12 protein-coding genes and 1 tRNA gene are annotated in these 15,900 nt (G+C 65.4%); 5 read left to right on the top strand and 8 right to left on the bottom strand.

Annotated elements, in window-relative coordinates:
• The first annotated feature begins 18 nt into the window (after nucleotides 1-18).
• Complete coding sequence (gene ccsA / locus ABE543_RS07525; RefSeq protein WP_346475529.1) at nucleotides 19-813, top strand: cytochrome c biogenesis protein CcsA; 795 nt, start codon at nucleotides 19-21, stop codon at nucleotides 811-813.
• Between the two features lie 78 nt (nucleotides 814-891).
• On the opposite strand, the gene ABE543_RS07520 is transcribed toward ccsA, so the two are convergent.
• From ABE543_RS07520 to radA, 3 genes are all read right to left on the bottom strand, one after another.
• Complete coding sequence (locus ABE543_RS07520; RefSeq protein WP_346475528.1) at nucleotides 892-3,198, bottom strand: tetratricopeptide repeat protein; 2,307 nt, start codon at nucleotides 3,196-3,198, stop codon at nucleotides 892-894.
• 48 nt (nucleotides 3,199-3,246) lie between these two features.
• The gene (locus tag ABE543_RS07515) at nucleotides 3,247-5,103 is read right to left on the bottom strand and encodes an ATP-binding protein (protein WP_164150734.1); all 1,857 of its coding nucleotides are present in this window, start codon (nucleotides 5,101-5,103) and stop codon (nucleotides 3,247-3,249) included.
• A 198-nt stretch (nucleotides 5,104-5,301) separates the two neighbouring features.
• Nucleotides 5,302-6,678, bottom strand: coding sequence for a DNA repair protein RadA (gene radA / locus ABE543_RS07510; RefSeq protein WP_197600845.1), 1,377 nt, complete (start codon nucleotides 6,676-6,678; stop codon nucleotides 5,302-5,304).
• A 149-nt stretch (nucleotides 6,679-6,827) separates the two neighbouring features.
• Between radA and ABE543_RS07505 the strand changes: the two genes are divergently transcribed.
• The gene (locus ABE543_RS07505) at nucleotides 6,828-8,885 is read left to right on the top strand and encodes a bifunctional diguanylate cyclase/phosphodiesterase (protein WP_053518982.1); all 2,058 of its coding nucleotides are present in this window, start codon (nucleotides 6,828-6,830) and stop codon (nucleotides 8,883-8,885) included.
• 135 nt (nucleotides 8,886-9,020) lie between these two features.
• On the opposite strand, the gene cyoD is transcribed toward ABE543_RS07505, so the two are convergent.
• The 4 genes from cyoD to cyoA are packed head-to-tail and all read right to left on the bottom strand — an operon-like array spanning nucleotide 9,021 to nucleotide 13,037.
• Nucleotides 9,021-9,362 (bottom strand): cytochrome o ubiquinol oxidase subunit IV, encoded by a 342-nt coding sequence (gene cyoD, locus ABE543_RS07500; RefSeq protein WP_053518984.1) that lies wholly within the window; start codon nucleotides 9,360-9,362, stop codon nucleotides 9,021-9,023.
• Nucleotides 9,362-10,000, bottom strand: a complete 639-nt coding sequence (gene cyoC, locus ABE543_RS07495; protein ID WP_346475527.1) for a cytochrome o ubiquinol oxidase subunit III — start codon at nucleotides 9,998-10,000, stop codon at nucleotides 9,362-9,364. Before cyoC ends, cyoD begins: the two co-directional genes overlap by 1 nt.
• The gene (gene cyoB / locus ABE543_RS07490; RefSeq protein WP_053518988.1) at nucleotides 9,997-11,994 is read right to left on the bottom strand and encodes a cytochrome o ubiquinol oxidase subunit I; all 1,998 of its coding nucleotides are present in this window, start codon (nucleotides 11,992-11,994) and stop codon (nucleotides 9,997-9,999) included. The genes cyoC and cyoB overlap by 4 nt, the downstream gene beginning before the upstream one ends.
• Before the next feature lie 2 nt (nucleotides 11,995-11,996).
• Nucleotides 11,997-13,037, bottom strand: a complete 1,041-nt coding sequence (gene cyoA / locus ABE543_RS07485; protein WP_164150731.1) for a ubiquinol oxidase subunit II — start codon at nucleotides 13,035-13,037, stop codon at nucleotides 11,997-11,999.
• Nucleotides 13,038-13,358: 321 nt separating this feature from the next.
• Between cyoA and ABE543_RS07480 the strand changes: the two genes are divergently transcribed.
• The 3 genes from ABE543_RS07480 to ABE543_RS07470 all read left to right on the top strand — a co-directional run bounded on the left by ABE543_RS07480 (nucleotide 13,359) and on the right by ABE543_RS07470 (nucleotide 15,520).
• Nucleotides 13,359-13,781, top strand: a complete 423-nt coding sequence (locus ABE543_RS07480) for a VOC family protein (protein WP_197600844.1) — start codon at nucleotides 13,359-13,361, stop codon at nucleotides 13,779-13,781.
• Nucleotides 13,782-14,156: 375 nt separating this feature from the next.
• The gene (locus ABE543_RS07475) at nucleotides 14,157-15,020 is read left to right on the top strand and encodes a hypothetical protein (RefSeq protein WP_346475526.1); all 864 of its coding nucleotides are present in this window, start codon (nucleotides 14,157-14,159) and stop codon (nucleotides 15,018-15,020) included.
• 11 nt (nucleotides 15,021-15,031) lie between these two features.
• Nucleotides 15,032-15,520 carry a hypothetical protein gene (locus ABE543_RS07470; RefSeq protein WP_197600867.1) on the top strand — a complete coding sequence of 163 codons (489 nt, stop codon included), beginning with the start codon at nucleotides 15,032-15,034 and terminating at the stop codon, nucleotides 15,518-15,520.
• 291 nt (nucleotides 15,521-15,811) lie between these two features.
• Here ABE543_RS07470 and ABE543_RS07465 read toward each other — a convergent pair.
• Nucleotides 15,812-15,887, bottom strand: a tRNA-Thr gene (locus ABE543_RS07465).
• Nucleotides 15,888-15,900: the final 13 nt, after the last annotated feature.

The raw sequence follows: 15,900 nt of genomic DNA, 5'->3' as shown, positions 1-15,900 counted from the left end.
GTATGCGAAACTGCCACGATGACAATCGTTCTCATCGCCGTCCTGCTCTACCTGGCCGCCAGCGTCCTGCTGGTGCGCGCGCTCGGCCGCGATGGTGCCGTAGGTTCGCCCGCCTGGCTGTGGCCGGCGCTGCCAGCCATCGTGCTGCATGGCGGCTATCACGTGATGGTGGCGATGCGCACGAACGGCGGGCCGGACATGCATTTCTTCGCGGCGCTGTCGCTGGTCGGCCTGGGCATGGCCTGGCTGACGTCGCTGGTGGGTGCACGCGGCCGCATGTCCGCGCTGGGCGTGGTGGTGTTTCCGCTCGCGGCACTGTTGCTGCTGGCCTATCACGGCTATGGCCACGAGCCGAGCAAGGTGCTGGGCTGGCGGTTGGCCAGCCATGCCTGGCTGGCCCTGCTGGCCTACGCCACGCTGAGCATCGCGGCATTGCTGGCGATCATGCTGTGGCTGCAGGAACGCGCGCTGCGCCGCCGCGAATTCCGGCCCTGGCTGCACGCCCTGCCCCCGCTGGCCGATCTGGAAGCGCTGCTGTTCCGGGTCATCGCGGTGGGCTTCGCCCTGCTCACGCTGACCCTGGTCACCGGCGTCCTGTTCGTCGATGACCTGCTTGCACAGAAGCTGGTGCACAAGACCGTACTGAGCGTGCTGTCGTGGATCGTTTTCGGCGTGCTGCTGATCGGCCGCCGCCGCTACGGCTGGCGCGGGGTGAAGGCGGTGCACTGGACATTGACGGCCATGCTGTTGCTGCTGCTGGCCTTCTTCGGCAGCCAGTTCGCGATCGAGCTGGTGTTCGGACACTCCCGTTGATCGGATGACAGGTCCGCCGGGCATCGCCCGGCGGCGCAGAGCAGTAGCGCCGGGCCATGCCCGGCGAGCGAGGCGTGCCTACAGGCCGTACCGCTCGATCACGTCCAGATGCGGCTGGCGATCCTGGTCGCAGGCTTCGGCCAGGCGCAGCCAGCACAGCGGATGTGCCCAGCCGGCGGTGGCCTGCTGCAGGAACCGGTGCAGCGCGAGCGGTGCGTGATCCTGAGGCTGGGCGATGGTGAACAGCAGCCCCGGCAGCGTGCCATCCTCGGCCTCCGGGTCGGTCACGGTGTAGTCGGGACGGCTGTGGGCCCAGATTTTCCAGCCCTGCGCCTCAACCGCCTCGACCAGGGCATTCCAGGCGTCCTCACCCGGATGGGCGCCGTCGATCAGCCAGCTGCGGGCGAAGCCGCCACGCTCCAGCACATGCACCTGTGCGTAGGTCGGGATGAAGTGCTCGCGTGCCTCCTCGTCTTCCGGTGCCGGATGCACCAGCGCCGCGTCGAACACCACCCAGTCACCCACCTGCTGGGCGCGGTTGGCCGGCGCGTTCTCGACGATGCGGGCGGTCACCGGGCCACTGCGCCGGGCGTAGTACTCCATCGGCTCGCCCTCTTCCTCGCTGCGGATGATCACCCAGCCCCACGGCTCTTCGACCACACCCTCGGTGCTGGACAGTTCCATGCCGATCGCCGCCGCCGACCGCCGCACGGCGTCCCAGTCATGCGCGGCGCTGGCGGCACTCATGTGGTCCCAATGCGCGGCATTGGGCTCCTCCAGCAGTTCGATCAGCTGCGCGTAGCAGGCCTGGGCATCGCTGAAGCGTCCGGTCTCCATGTACATGCGGGCCAGCGTGCCACGCGCGCCATGCGATCCCGGCGACAGCTCCAGCAGTGCCTTTGCGGCCAGCTCCAACGCCGGCCAGTCGGACACCCGGCGCGCGCGCTGCACCTCGCACCAGTGGGCGAACACCGGCACGCTGTCGCGGAAGACATCCGCCAACCGGCGCAGGCCGGCGTCATCGCCCTGTTCGGCCAGCCACCGCATCAGCGTGTAGGCCGCAGCACCATCGTGCTGCGGATGCGCCGCCACGAAGTCCCACAGCAGTGCGCGTGCTTCGGCCTGCGCGCCGCAGGCATTGAGCGCCGAAGCCGCCGTGTCGGCCAACGGCTCATCATCGGGACACTGTGCGTGGGCCTGCAGCAACCATTGCGCCTCCTGCTCGGGATCGCGCGCGTGGTTCTGCTCCCCGCGCGCTTCCAGCCACGCCAGCAGCTCCGTGGCCGGCACCGGCAACGGCGCGACCTCCGGCAGGCTTTCCACGCGTGCAGCCAGGGCGGCCACCAGCGCGGACGCGCCGCGGTCCTGGCGCAGCTGCGGAAGGTGGGCACGGGCCAGGCCCAGCTGCCGCTGCGCCACCCAGCGCGCGCCCCGCTGCAGCGCCAGCTCCAGGCTGAGTGCAGCCACCTCGATCAACAGCCGGTGCGAACCGACGCGGGCGAAATGCTCGATGATGGTGTTGAAGCGCGTACCCAGGTCCCAGGTGTTGCGCGCCGGATCGCGCCGGCACAACGCGGCGGCGGTGTTCGCCCACAGTCGCCAGTAGTTCGGCGTCAGCTCGCTCCACGGCACCATCTGCTGCAGCGCTTCTTCGTCGCGGCCCAGCTGTGCCAGCGCCCAGGCCTTGGACAGGCGGCGCGGCACGGTGCAGTTGGCCGGCTCATACTCGCCCGAAGCGACCACCTCGGCCTCCCGCTTTTCGATCAGTGCCAGCGCTTCCTCAGCGCGGCCCAGGCCCAGAAGGATCTTGATCTGCATCTCCGGGAAGCTGTCGAACACCTCCTTGCCGCAGGCCTTGATCGCGTCGGCCTGTGCCTGCAGGTAATCCAGCGCCTCCTGGCCCCGACCGTCGTCCAGCAGCGCGTCCGCCTTCTCGCAGCTCAGGCACTGGAAGCAGGCCCAGCTCGGATCGATGCGTGCCAGGGTCTCGTCGCAGACCTCGACCCGTTCGGGCACCCAGCCGGGGCCGTCGATGTTGCCGTAGCAGGCAGCCAGATCCTGGGTCACGCAGATCGACTGCGGGCACTCCAAGGTGTCATCGCGATGCGCACGCTCGAACAGCGCGACCGCCTCGCCCAGTGCACTTTCACCTTCGACGCGGTTGCCCACGCGGTTGCGCAGCGCCCAGTGGCCGACGTAGACATCGACCCAGGGATTGTCCAGCGCCTTGCCCAGCGCACGCGCCTCGGGCAACAGCGCATCGACGCGGTCGACCTGCAGCTCGCTGACGTCGTCTGCAAGGCGGTTCAGCAGGTGCGCGTTCTGCGCCTGCCCGGCCTGGCGCAGGTCGCCCTGCAGTTTTTCTACCCAGTTCCAGATGTCCATGAGGGGATTACGTGCTCCTGTCTAGCGAAGGCTGGATGAGAGCGGGCGTCAGCGCAGCATCTGCTGCAGCGCGCCCGCGATGTCGGTGAAGGCTCCATTGAGGTCGGGGCCTGCGGTTGCCGTCGTCCGCGCCAGGGGCCTGCCCTGCGCGGCGACGATGATCTTCAGGGAGCGCAGCAGGCGTGCAGCCGCTTCGGCCTGCGGGTGGCCTTCGCGCTGTGCGCGCAGCAGCGCCTGCACCGCGGTGTTGTCGAGGTTGAGATACAGCCGCGACGGTGCACGCGATTCGATGCGTGCAGTGAACTGGCGGGCCAGCCGCAGCGCGGCCATCGACACACGCTTGTCGTTCTCGTCGTCCTCCAGCCGCTGCTTCAGTTCGGCCTCGCGGTCGGGCACCACCACCACCGGCAGTGCCTCCGGACTGAAGCGCGCCGGCAGCAGCTGCTCACCATCGCCCAACTGCTCACGCAGCCAGGCCAGCTGCGCCTCATCGAGGCTGTCATCGGTACGGAACAGCGCGCGGTTGCCCTGCTCGGTGCCCAGTTCCACCAAGCGCAGGCCCTTGGCCTGGGCCCAGCGACGCAGGAACGGAACCACCGCATAACGATGGCCGTGCGCGACCGGCACCCCCATCGCGCGGAACAGCATCTCTTCGAAACCGCCACCGTTGTCGAGGATCACATGCACGGCGCCGCGTGCCGGCAGTGCGCTGGCCGGCAGATCGCCCTGCGAGGTCGGCACGCGCACGTGCTCCACCAGCAGTTCGAACAGGCGGTCATCACACAGCGCCGCGCCCAGCAGCGCTTCGTTGTGGCGGGCCAGCACCCGGCGCCAGGCTTCAGGCTGCTGCCGTGCGACCTCGGCCAGGCCATCGATCAACGCCTCCAGCAGGGCATGCTGCACGGCGCGGTAATGATCATCGCGCTGCAGATCCTCACGACTGGCGGTGGGCGTCAGCCGCGAGGACTCGATCACGCCACCGATGAAGCCGGCCCAGGGCGGGAGCAGGTCACGTGCATCGTCGTCCAGCAGCATGCCGCGCACGAACACTGACAGATTGCGGTTGTCACTGGTGCCATAGGTGGCGCCATCCTGCACCCACAACAGGCCCGTGGCGTCGCTGACGCCATCGGCGCGCAGCGGCAGGGTGACGATGGGCTCGAAGTCATGCTCGAAACGCGCGGCGAACTGCAGGGACTGCCGGCGCGCCTGCACCGGGTGCAGCGCGACCTCGCCCTGCGCCCGCCACGGCGGCGGCTCCGGATTGATCGCCGAGGTGGCGGCACCGATGAAGATTGGTTCGGACAGCAGCGCGCAGTACCGCCCCAGCACCTCGTGCAGGCGTGCTTCGTTGGCCAGCGGCAGGAAGTCGGGGTGCAGTTCCAGCTCCACTTCGGTTCCGATCTCGCGCGCGGGCACTTCGCTGACCGTGTACTGCTCGGCATTGCTGGACACGTACAGATGGCCGAGTTCCGGCGTCTGGTAGGAGGTGGTGCGAACGCTGACCCGACGCGCCAGCACGAAGGCGGACAGGAAGCCGAGACCGAACATGCCGATCAGGCCATCCTCGTCGGCGCCGCCCTGGCGCAGGCCACGGGTGTAGCCGACACCGACGGTCGCCAGGTAATCGTGGATCTCCTGGCGGGTCAGGCCCGCCCCGGTATCGCTGATGCGCAGCACGCCGGCGGTGGCGTCGACCTGGACGGAGATCCGGGAAGGCACGTCCCTGCCCGGCTGCTCGATGCGACGGCGGATGATCGAGTCATGCGCGTTCTGCACCAGCTCGCGCAGGGCCACCATCGGCGTGGAGTACAGGTGCTTGCCCAGCACCGTCATCAGTCCATTGAGGTCGACGCCCGCACGGCGGATTTCGGCGGCGGGGGCGGTAAGCGCGGGGTCCTGCATGTAATCGTTTACTCCTGGGCGCGGAAAGGCGCCACAGGGCGCCTTCGTCGAGCGGGAAAAACTAGCACAGCGAGGCTGACCGTAGCCGCATCTGACGTCTGCAGGGTCTGGCCCATGCCCGGCGGTCCTTCGCCGGTGAAGCAGACGCGCGTGGCCAGGCTCAACAGGATCGCGGCCGCCGGCGCGCCTCCGATGGAATCACGCTGCGTCGATCGCCTCGGACAGGCGCTCCACGGCGATCACCTCCATGCCCTTGACCGAGCCCCCCTTGGGCGCATTGGCCTTCGGCACGATCGCACGCCTGAAACCATGGGTGGCCGCCTCGCGCAGCCGGTCCTCACCATTGGGCACCGGGCGGATCTCGCCGGACAGGCCCACTTCGCCGAAGGCGATGGTCTTCTCGGCCAACGGCCGGTCCTGCAGCGACGACAGCACCGCCAGCAGCACCGGGAGGTCGGCGGCCGTCTCCTGCACGCGGATGCCGCCGACGACATTGACGAACACATCCTGGTCGCCCACCAGCACACCGCCGTGCCGGTGCAGCACCGCCAGCAGCATGGCCAGACGGTTCTGCTCCAGGCCTACGGCGACACGGCGCGGGTTCGACAGCGGCGACGCGTCGACCAGCGCCTGTACCTCCACCAGCAGCGGACGGGTTCCTTCACGGGTCACCATCACGCAGCTGCCGGGCTGATGCGTACTGCCACCGGACAGGAAGATGGCCGACGGATTGGAGACCTCCTTCAGGCCCTTGTCGCCCATGGCGAACACGCCCAGCTCGTTGACCGCGCCGAAACGGTTCTTGAACGCACGCAGCAGCCGGAAGCGGCTGCCGCTTTCGCCTTCGAAGTACAGCACCGCATCGACCATGTGTTCCAGCACACGCGGGCCGGCGATGCCACCTTCCTTTGTGACGTGGCCGACCAGGAACACGGCGGTGCCGGTTTCCTTGGCGAAACGCACCAGCCGTGCGGCACTCTCGCGCACCTGGCTGACCGACCCCGGTGCGGCGGTCAGGCTTTCCGTCCACAGCGTCTGCACCGAGTCGGCCACGATCAGGCGCGGGCCGGCCTTGGCCGCGTGCTGGAGGATCGACTCGACGCCGGTTTCAGCGAGCGCGTTGACGCCATCCAGGGGCAGTTCCAGCCGATGCGCGCGACCGGCCACCTGGGCCAAAGACTCCTCGCCGGTGACGTAGAGCACCGGCAGCTCGGCCGCCATCCTGGCGACCGCCTGCAGCAGCAGGGTCGACTTGCCGATGCCGGGATCGCCGCCGACCAGCACCACCGCCCCCTCCACCAGGCCGCCGCCGAGCACGCGGTCGAACTCGCCGATGCCGGTGCTGACCCGGCGATGCTCGGTCTGCTCCACGTCCTTCAGGGCGGTGATCTTCGGCGGATCGACCTTGCCCGCCCAGCCGGCCCGCCGCGATGCCGGCGCCTTTGCCGCCGCCCCGCTTTCCAGGACGATTTCCGACAGCGAATTCCAGGCATTGCACTCGGTGCACTGGCCCTGCCATTTGCTGTACTCGGCGCCGCATTCATTGCAGACGTAGGCGGTGCGGGCTTTTGCCATCTGGGAATTTCCTGCGGCGGGGACGGGCGTGGCAGGATAGCCGAGCCCGGTCGCAGGTGCTGCGACCGCTCAAGTACCGCCCACCTGCGCCGATAGGGGTCGCGGGCGTGCGCCTTGCGGGCGCCCCTCCCTTTCCCACTGGATTCAACATGACTGGAAGTTACAGTCAGAGCCTGGTCGCCATCTCTCTGCTGGTGGCCATTCTTGCTTCGTACACGGCCCTGGACATGGCCGGGCGTGTCGCCAGCGCGCAGGGACGCGTCGCCCGCTGGTGGCTGGCTGGTGGCGCCGCCGCGATGGGCCTGGGCATCTGGTCGATGCACTTCATCGGCATGCTGGCGTTCGACCTGCCGATCCCGATCGGTTACGACCTGGCCATCACCCTCTACTCCCTTGCCGTGTCGATCGGCGCATCGGCCTATGCGCTGTGGCTGGTCTCCCGCCCCAGCCTGCCGCGACGGCGGCTGCTGGCCGGTGCGGTGCTGATGGGCACCGGCATCGCCGCCATGCATTACCTGGGCATGGCCGCCATGCGCATGCAGCCCGGCATCGACTACCACCCAGGATGGTTCGCGACATCGATCGTGGTGGCCATCGGCGCAGCCGGCGCTGCGCTGTGGATCGCCTTCCGCCTGCGCACCGAGCAGCGCAACACGCTGCGCCTGCGCCTGCTCGCCTCGCTGGTGATGGGGCTGGCCATCGTCGGCATGCATTACACCGGCATGGCGGCCGCACGCTTCGCGGACGGCAGCATCTGCGGTGCCGTGGTCAATGGCGGCATCGATGCCCGCTGGCTGGCGGTACTGGTCATCGTCACCACCGTGGCGACGCTTGGCATTGCGCTGGTGGCCTCCCTGTTCGATCGCCAGATGCGGGTCCGTACCGGGCTGCTGGCCGATTCGCTGGCGCACGCCAACAACCGGCTGATCCAGGCCGCGCTGCACGACCCGCTGACCCAGCTGCCCAACCGCATGCTGCTGCAGGACCGCATCGAACAGGCCATCGAGAAAGCCTGCCGGCACCAGCACGCGGTGGCCGTGATGTTCTGCGATCTTGACGGATTCAAGGCGGTCAACGACGCCTACGGTCATCAACTGGGTGATCGCCTGCTGGTCGCCGTCGCGCAACGCATCGGCGGCCTGCTGCGACCGCAGGACACCTTCGCGCGCCTGGGCGGGGACGAATTCGTGATCGTGCTGGCGATCGACATCCCGGATGACGCCGTGGTCGTCGCAGAGCGCATCATCGCCGCGGCCAGCGAGCCTTTCATTCTCGACGCGGCCGAGCTGCAGGTCAGCGCCAGCCTCGGCATCGCCCTGTACCCGGACGACGCCGGCAACGAACGCGAGCTGATGGCCCACGCCGATGCAGCCATGTACCACACCAAGGACACTGGCCGGAACGGCTACACGTTCTTCACTCCCTCGATGCAGCTCAGTGCAAACCGCCAGCTGCGGCTGCTGCAGGATCTGCGCAAGGCCATCGCCCGGGACGAACTGGTGCTGCACTACCAGCCGAAATTTCCCGCCGCCGATGCCCCCGCCAGCGGCGCCGAAGCGCTGCTGCGCTGGCAGCACCCGGAACTGGGCCTGCTGGCACCGGACGTGTTCATCCCGATCGCCGAGCGCAGCGGGCTGATCCTGCCGATCGGTGACTGGGTGCTGGATCGCGCCTGCGCCCAGCTGCGTGCGTGGCATGATGCCGGCCATCGCGGCTGGACGATGGCGGTCAACCTGTCTCCCCTGCAGTTCGCCTCGCCGACGCTGCTGGCCAGCGTGCGTGCGGCGCTGGAACGACACGCCATCGATCCGCCTCTGCTGACGCTTGAGATCACCGAAACGACTGCGATGAAGAATGTCGACGCGAGCCTGGCGATTCTCAACGATCTCACCGCGATGGGCGTGCACATCGCCATCGACGATTTCGGCACCGGCTATTCCAGCCTGCTCTACCTCAAGCGCATGCCGGCCACCGAGCTGAAGATCGACCGGGCCTTCGTGCACGACCTGGAACGCAATGCCGAAGACGCCGCGATCGTCTCCTCGATCATCGCCCTGGGCCGTACGCTGCAGTTGCAGGTGGTGGCCGAGGGCGTGGAGACCCAGGCCCAGCGCGAGTACCTGAGCGAACTGGGCTGCGACCAGCTGCAGGGCTACCACCTGGGTCGGCCGATGGATGCCGAGGAGTTCCTGCGCAAGGTGGGGTGAGGCTGCGCAAGGTGGGGTGAGGCCCGGCGTGCGAGTTCGGAGCCCTCGCCTGCGACATGGGATCCGACCCCATCCACCCGACAACAGAAAGGCCGCCCGGGGGCGGCCTTTCTGCGTGGCAACGTCGCGGGGACGTCAGTGCATCATATGCACGTTCATGTTGTGCATGACCCACAGGGTGCCGACCACGATGATGCCGATCACCACGATGGTGAAGGCAGCAGCGTTGACGTTCCAGCGGCTCTCCGAGGAGCGGTCCAGGTGCAGGAAGAACACCAGGTGGACCAGCATCTGCAGCACGGCGGTGATCGCGATCACCACACCGTTGACGGTGCGGGAGAAGTCGCCCGACATCACCATCCAGAACGGGATGACGGTCAGCACCACTGCCAGCACGAAGCCGATCAGGTACGACTTCACGCTGCCGTGGCTTTCGCCACCGGTGCCATGATCGTGTGCGTGGTTGTCATGTGCCATTACAGCGCTCCATTGAGGTAGACGACGGAGAACACGCCGATCCAGATCAGGTCCAGGAAGTGCCAGAACAGGCTCAGGCACGCCATGCGGGTCTTGTTGGTCGGGGTCAGGCCGTACTTGTTCAGCTGCACGAACATCACCAGCAGCCACAGCAGGCCGGCGCTGACGTGCAGGCCGTGGGTACCGACCAGGGCGAAGAACGCCGACAGGAAGGCACTGCGGTCCGGACCATAGCCCTGGTGGATCAGGTGCTGGAATTCCCACACTTCCATGCACATGAAGCCGAAGCCCAGCAGCCAGGTGATTGCCAGCCACAGGTACATCTGACCCACCTGCTTGCGGTGCAGGGCGATCATGCCCAGACCGAAGGTCAGCGAGGAGGTCAGCAGCAGCGCGGTTTCCCAGGCCACGAACGACAGTTCGAACAGGTCCTTCGGACCGGGGCCACCATCGGTGCCGCCGGCCAGCACCACATAGGTGGCGAACAGCGACGCGAAGATGAGGCAGTCGCTCATCAGGTACACCCAGAAACCGAAGACGGTGTTGCCGCCGGTGTCGTGATGCTCGTGGTCGTCATGGCCATGGGCCGCCGCATGCGCGGCGTGCCCGTGGCTCAGGGTCGAGGTATTGGTGCTCATGCCTTCAGCTCCGACTTCACCAGGCCCTGGGCTTCCAGGTGCTTGCGGTGTTCGTTCTCGATGCGTTCCACCTCGGCGGCCGGGACCCAGTAGTCCACGTCCTGGTCGAAGGTGCGGTAGATGAACGTGGCGATCATGCCGACGAAGCCGACGATGGCCAGCCACCAGATGTGCCAGATCATCGCGAAGCCGAACACCAGGCTGAAGGCACCGATGACAACACCCGTGCCGGTATTGCGCGGCATGTGGATGTCGGTGTACTTCGCCGGCTTCGGCCAGGCCTCACCGCGCTGCTTGCGCTCCCAGAAATCGTCCAGCTCGGTGACGTCCGGCAGCGTGGCGAAGTTGTAGAACGCCGGCGGCGAAGAGGTTTCCCACTCCAGCGTACGGGCATCCCACGGATCGCCGGTCAGGTCGACGGTCTTCTTGCGGTCGCGGATCGACACGGCCACCTGGATGATCTGGCACAGGATGCCGGCACCGACGATGAAGGCACCTGCAGCAGCAACCAGCAGCAGCGGCTCATAGGCCGGATTGACCGTGCTCTGCAGGCGACGGGTCATGCCCATGAAGCCCAGCACGTACATCGGCATGAAGGTCACGTAGAAGCCGATGAACCAGCACCAGAACGCGCACTTGCCCCAGAACTCGTTGAGGCGGAAGCCGAACATCTTCGGCCACCAGTAGGTGATGCCCGCGAACATGCCGAACACCACGCCGCCGATGATCACGTTATGGAAGTGCGCGATCAGGAACAGGCTGTTGTGCAGCACGAAATCGATGGCCGGGATGGCCAGCATCACGCCGGTCATGCCGCCGATGGTGAAGGTGACCATGAAGCCGATCGTCCACAGCACCGGCGTGGTGAACTGCACGCGGCCGCGGAACATGGTGAACAGCCAGTTGAAGATCTTCACGCCCGTGGGAATGGAGATGATCATCGTCGTGATGCCGAAGAAGGCATTGACGTTGGCACCCGAACCCATGGTGAAGAAGTGGTGCAGCCACACGATGAACGACAGCACGCCGATGCAGGCGGTGGCGTAGACCATGCCCTTGTAACCGAACAGGGCCTTGCGCGAATACGTGGCGATCACTTCCGAGAACACGCCGAACGCCGGCAGGACCAGGATGTACACCTCCGGGTGGCCCCAGATCCAGATCAGGTTGATGTACAGCATGGCGTTGCCGCCACCGTCATTGGTGAAGAAGTGCGTACCCAGGTAACGGTCCAGGGTCAGCAGCACCAGGGTGATGGTCAGCACCGGGAAGGCAGCGACGATCAGCACGTTGGTCACCAGGGCAGTCCAGGTGAACACCGGCATCTGCATCAGCTTCATGCTCGGCGTGCGCATCTTGAGGATGGTGATGAAGAAGTTGATACCACTCAGCGTGGTACCCAGACCCGCCACCTGTAGACCCCAGATGTAGTAGTCCATGCCTACGCTTGGACTGTATTCGATCCCCGACAAGGGCGGGAATGCCAGCCAGCCGGTGGCGGCGAACTCACCGATCCACAGCGACAGCATGATCAGCACCGCACCGGCGACGAACAGCCAGAAGCTGAGCGAGTTGACGAACGGGAACGCGACGTCGCGCGCACCGATCTGCAGCGGCACGGCCAGATTCATCAGGCCGGTGATCAACGGCATCGCCACGAAGAAGATCATGATCACGCCGTGGGCGGTGAAGATCTGGTCGTAGTGGTGCGGCGGCAGGTAACCCTCGGAGCCACCGACGGCGATGGCCTGCTGGGTGCGCATCATGATCGCGTCGGAGAAACCGCGCAGCAGCATGACGAAGGCGACGATGAGGTACATCACGCCGATCTTCTTGTGATCCACCGAGGTGAACCACTCCTTCCACAGATAGCCCCACAGCTTGAACTTGGTGATCAGGGCGACGACGCCCAGGCCACCCAGCACCGCACCGACCAGTGTGGTCAGCACGATCGGATCGTGGGGGATCGACTCAAGAGAGAGTTTTCCCAGCATGTTCATTCTCCCGAGCCCGCATGACCGGCGTGGCCGGCGTGCTCGTGTTCAGTGGCATCCAGGTTTTCCCCGGACTCCTTGGACTTGTGCTCTTCGCTCGGGGCGTGGCCTTCGTGCCCTTCATGGCTGGCAGCATCGGCGGCAGCGGCGCCCGCATGGGCGTGCTTCATGCCGTAGTGCTTGTTGTCGCCCATGTGCTTGGCGATGACCCAGTCGAACAGGCCCTCCTCGGACCGGCCGTAGTAGGTCACCGGATACCACTCGGCATTGCGCGCTTCACCCAGGGCCTTGAACGAAGTCTTGTCCAGCGTCTGCTCACCGGCGCGGACCTGGTCCAGCCACTGGCGGTACTCGGCATCGGTGACCGAATAGGCAGTGAAGTGCATCTTGGCGAAGCCCGCACCGCTGTAGTGCGAGGACATGCCCGGGAATTCACCGGTTTCGTTGGCGATCAGGTGGAGCTTGGTCTCCATCGCCGCCATCGAATAGATCATGCTGCCCAGGTGCGGGATGAAGAAGGCATTCATCACCGTGTCGGACGTGATCTTGAAGTTCAGCGGAGTGTTGACCGGGAACTTGATCTCGTTGACGACCGCGATCTTCTCTTCCGGATAAATGAACAGCCACTTCCAGTCCAGCGAGATCGCCTCGATGGTGACCGGCTTGACGTCCGATTCCAGCGGCTTGTACGGATCCAGCGCGTGCGAGGAGCGCCAGGTCAGCACGGCCAGCACCAGCACGATCATGCAGGGGATCGACCACACCACCACCTCGATCGCCGTCGAGTGCGACCACTTCGGCTCGTAACGGGCCTTGGTGTTGGAAGCGCGGTACTTCCACGCGAAGGTCAGGGTCATGATGATGACCGGGATGACGACCAGCAGCATGAGCACGGTGGCCGTGATCAGCAGGGTCTTCTCATCCTGGCCGATCTGGCCCTTCGGACTGAGGATGGCCACGGCATCGCAGCCGGTGAGCATCACCAGCACTGCGAGCAGCAGGCCCGGGCGCAACCAGCGCCCAAGGGTTTTCAACGGAATCATCGGTCGATCCAATTGCGAGGGAATGCCGTTCCCCGTCCTGCCCGCTCCGGCCAAAGCCGGTCCCACCCGTCCGGAGACAGGCAGGGAGGTGGGGTCGAGTCAGCCTTGCAATTTTAGGCCGTCACCCACCATTTAAGAAAGGCATTGACAATGATCCTCCGCAGGAAAGGCCCCATTCTGGCTGCGACACGTTGTCGCACCGTGCGCGCAATGGGGCGCGGAGCATCGCAGCCGCAGGTGTCGCCACGCCCGAATCCCTCGTTCGGCAAAGTCGAATGAACGCATTCAGGCAACAACACCCCTACAGGGAGGAAGGATCGGGTGGCAAGGCCGTTTAGTGTTGAACGCATCGACCACGTGGTGTTCCGGGTTCGCGACCTGACGCGGAGCGTGGCGTTCTACGAGCAGGTGCTGGGCTGCGAAGTGGTGCGGCGGCGCGATCATCTGGGCCTGGTGCATCTGCGCGCCGGGGCTTCGATGATCGACCTGGTGAGCCTGGACGGCTCGCTGGGCCAGCGCGGCGGGCGCGGGCCCGATGTGCAGGGTCGCAACACCGATCATCTGTGCCTGCGCATCACTCCCTTCGACGAGGCGGCGCTGGTGGCACACCTGCAGGTGTTTGGCGTGCCGGTAACCGGCCCGGCCGAAGTCAATTTCGGCGCCGAGGGCGATGGACCATCGCTCTATTTCAACGACCCCGATGGCAACGCCCTTGAACTGAAGGGGCCAGCCGCAACCACATGAGCGCGGACGGTGATCGGGATATCGGGCGTATCTGGGCGAGCAACGCGATGCGTGTCGTTAATGCCACTCCGATGCAGCATGAATGCATCATGAACAATCAGATGCAGTCCTGGGGGAGACTTGCCCCATGCAGCGTTATCACATCCTGAAATCGGGGATTCGCATGTCGATGTGTCGGACCACCAACGTGGTGCAGGGCCGACACTCAGCACCCTTAAATTATGTTGAAAAGCTGCCTGCGGAATCGTCTGGATTCCGCGCAGGAGGCTTGCGCCCGCACCGATCCGGAATGGCTGTCTTTGACCGCGCACTCCACCAAGAGACCCATATCGACCAATGAACAGATGGCTTACAGGAACAGTTGTAGCAGGGGCAGTGGCGGCGATCACGTTTGCCGCGATCTACTCCAATTCGCAGATACCCGCTCCCGGCGCCAACACCGGCGTAGTGGCGCTGACGCAGGGCCAGAACGGCGCTGCTTCAGTACCGTCACTCGCAGCGGCGCAGAGACTTGAAGCAGAGAACAAGATTCCGCAAGGCTCGTTCAAGCCCATGGGCCCCAAAGCCTACGAAATCATCCGCGGCAACCACATCCGGCCTCCCGGCGAGGCACTGGCACACGTAAAGCAGTTGATCGACCGATCCAGAGCAGGTGACGCGAACGCGGCCTACGACATCTACCTGACGGTAAGGGAGTGCAAGACCTTTACTTCGCAGCACGCGGATGAACTTGCGGAGTCGGCCAGATCGGTTGGAAACGAAGGGCAGTTCCTGCAGAGGTCCGAACAAAAACTCAAGGAATGCGAATCCCTGGTTCTGCACAAAGAGATCTATGAGGAAGATTGGTTGTCGACTGCCGCCGCGATGGGTTCGCAGTCGGCGATGAGGACGTATGCGAACTCGCCGGAGGAAGTCTTGGGCTCGCTGGACAAGGCGGTCGGCGATCCAGACAAGGTGGCTGAATGGCGGAGCAATGCCCGGCAGTACCTGACAGAGCTTTCCAGTCAAGGAAACGTCTCTGCCCTCTGGGATCTCGCCAGCGCCTACACCTACGGCGGCGTGGTCGATGCAGACCCTGTCATGGCAGCCGCGTACTCGCGCGTGGTGAGCAGGGTGAACTCCAGTTTTATCGCCCCGGACCAGGTGTCCGATATGGAAAGGAGATTGAACGCAAGGGAAATGATGCGAGTGAAGTCTGCTTCTGACGAGATCTACAACAAATGCTGCGTTAAACAATAAGGAAATCAAGCATGCAGAGTAAGCGTTTTGCAAACGCTGCAAGTTTCAAGGGAGTGATCTGTGCCTCGGCTTTTGCAGCTGCGTTCTGCGCGGCCATTGATACGGCGGATGCAGCCAAGCGAGCCAGTGTCCTGCAGTGCGGTCATTGCGCAGTAAGCACGCCTGACCCGGATGGAAGCACCCGCAGTGTACTACTGGGCGAAAAAGGGCGATTGAACTCTTGGGGTGCCCAAGGGCTGAAGACAGGCGATACGGTAGTGGTCTGCAACGGCATCGAATGCGTCGAGTACACCTGGCGCGGAAATGATCGCTTCAATTCCGGAACGGTCATTTCAACCGTTCTGCCCCCACCCGCGCAGGGCGGTGGTGGCGGCGGTGGTGGTGACTTCGGCGGAGGCTACGGCGGTGGTAGCTGGGGCGATTGGGGTGGTGGTGGTGGTGGTGGCGGCGGTGGTGATTGTTGCGGGCGGGTCATAGTTGGCCCCATCGAACAGCAGTGAATGCCGGCAGCGAACGCACAGGCAACTGCGACCGCAGCGCCACGCTGGTGTCAGTCATGAAGCACGCTTGAACCTTCAACGGTCTGGAGACTGATCACCTCCAGGTAGCAAGACGGCGGATCCTGGAACTCGAGCAGGGATCCGCCGATCAACGCTGCCCCACCCTGCACAACTGGAACTCTGACTGATCGTCATCGCTCACTGCTGGGGAACTCGTATTCCGCCGGGCATGGCCAGGCGCCACCAGACACAAAAAAGCCCCGACCAGGGCCGGGGCTTTTTCATCAAACATGGTGCCGGAAACAGGAGTCGAACCTGCGACCTACGCATTACGAATGCGCCGCTCTACCAACTGAGCTATTCCGGCCGAGCACGCGATT

Origin of the sequence: Stenotrophomonas sp. TWI169 (assembly GCF_039674705.1) — a bacterium.
Taxonomy (GTDB): domain Bacteria; phylum Pseudomonadota; class Gammaproteobacteria; order Xanthomonadales; family Xanthomonadaceae; genus Stenotrophomonas; species Stenotrophomonas maltophilia_P.
This window is presented reverse-complemented; position numbering and strand designations above follow the sequence as displayed.

Excerpts from the sequence above, each read along its gene's own strand:
- ABE543_RS07515 (WP_164150734.1), bottom strand. The coding sequence starts at position 5,103 with ATGCAGGACCCCGCGCTTACCGCCCCCGCCGCCGAAATCCGCCGTGCG.
- ABE543_RS07505 (WP_053518982.1), top strand. The coding sequence starts at position 6,828 with ATGACTGGAAGTTACAGTCAGAGCCTGGTCGCCATCTCTCTGCTGGTG.
- cyoD (WP_053518984.1), bottom strand. The coding sequence starts at position 9,362 with ATGGCACATGACAACCACGCACACGATCATGGCACCGGTGGCGAAAGC.
- cyoC (WP_346475527.1), bottom strand. The coding sequence starts at position 10,000 with ATGAGCACCAATACCTCGACCCTGAGCCACGGGCACGCCGCGCATGCG.
- ccsA (WP_346475529.1), top strand. The coding sequence starts at position 19 with ATGACAATCGTTCTCATCGCCGTCCTGCTCTACCTGGCCGCCAGCGTC.
- cyoA (WP_164150731.1), bottom strand. The coding sequence starts at position 13,037 with ATGATTCCGTTGAAAACCCTTGGGCGCTGGTTGCGCCCGGGCCTGCTG.
- radA (WP_197600845.1), bottom strand. The coding sequence starts at position 6,678 with ATGGCAAAAGCCCGCACCGCCTACGTCTGCAATGAATGCGGCGCCGAG.
- ABE543_RS07520 (WP_346475528.1), bottom strand. The coding sequence starts at position 3,198 with ATGGACATCTGGAACTGGGTAGAAAAACTGCAGGGCGACCTGCGCCAG.
- cyoB (WP_053518988.1), bottom strand. The coding sequence starts at position 11,994 with ATGCTGGGAAAACTCTCTCTTGAGTCGATCCCCCACGATCCGATCGTG.
- ABE543_RS07470 (WP_197600867.1), top strand. The coding sequence starts at position 15,032 with ATGCAGAGTAAGCGTTTTGCAAACGCTGCAAGTTTCAAGGGAGTGATC.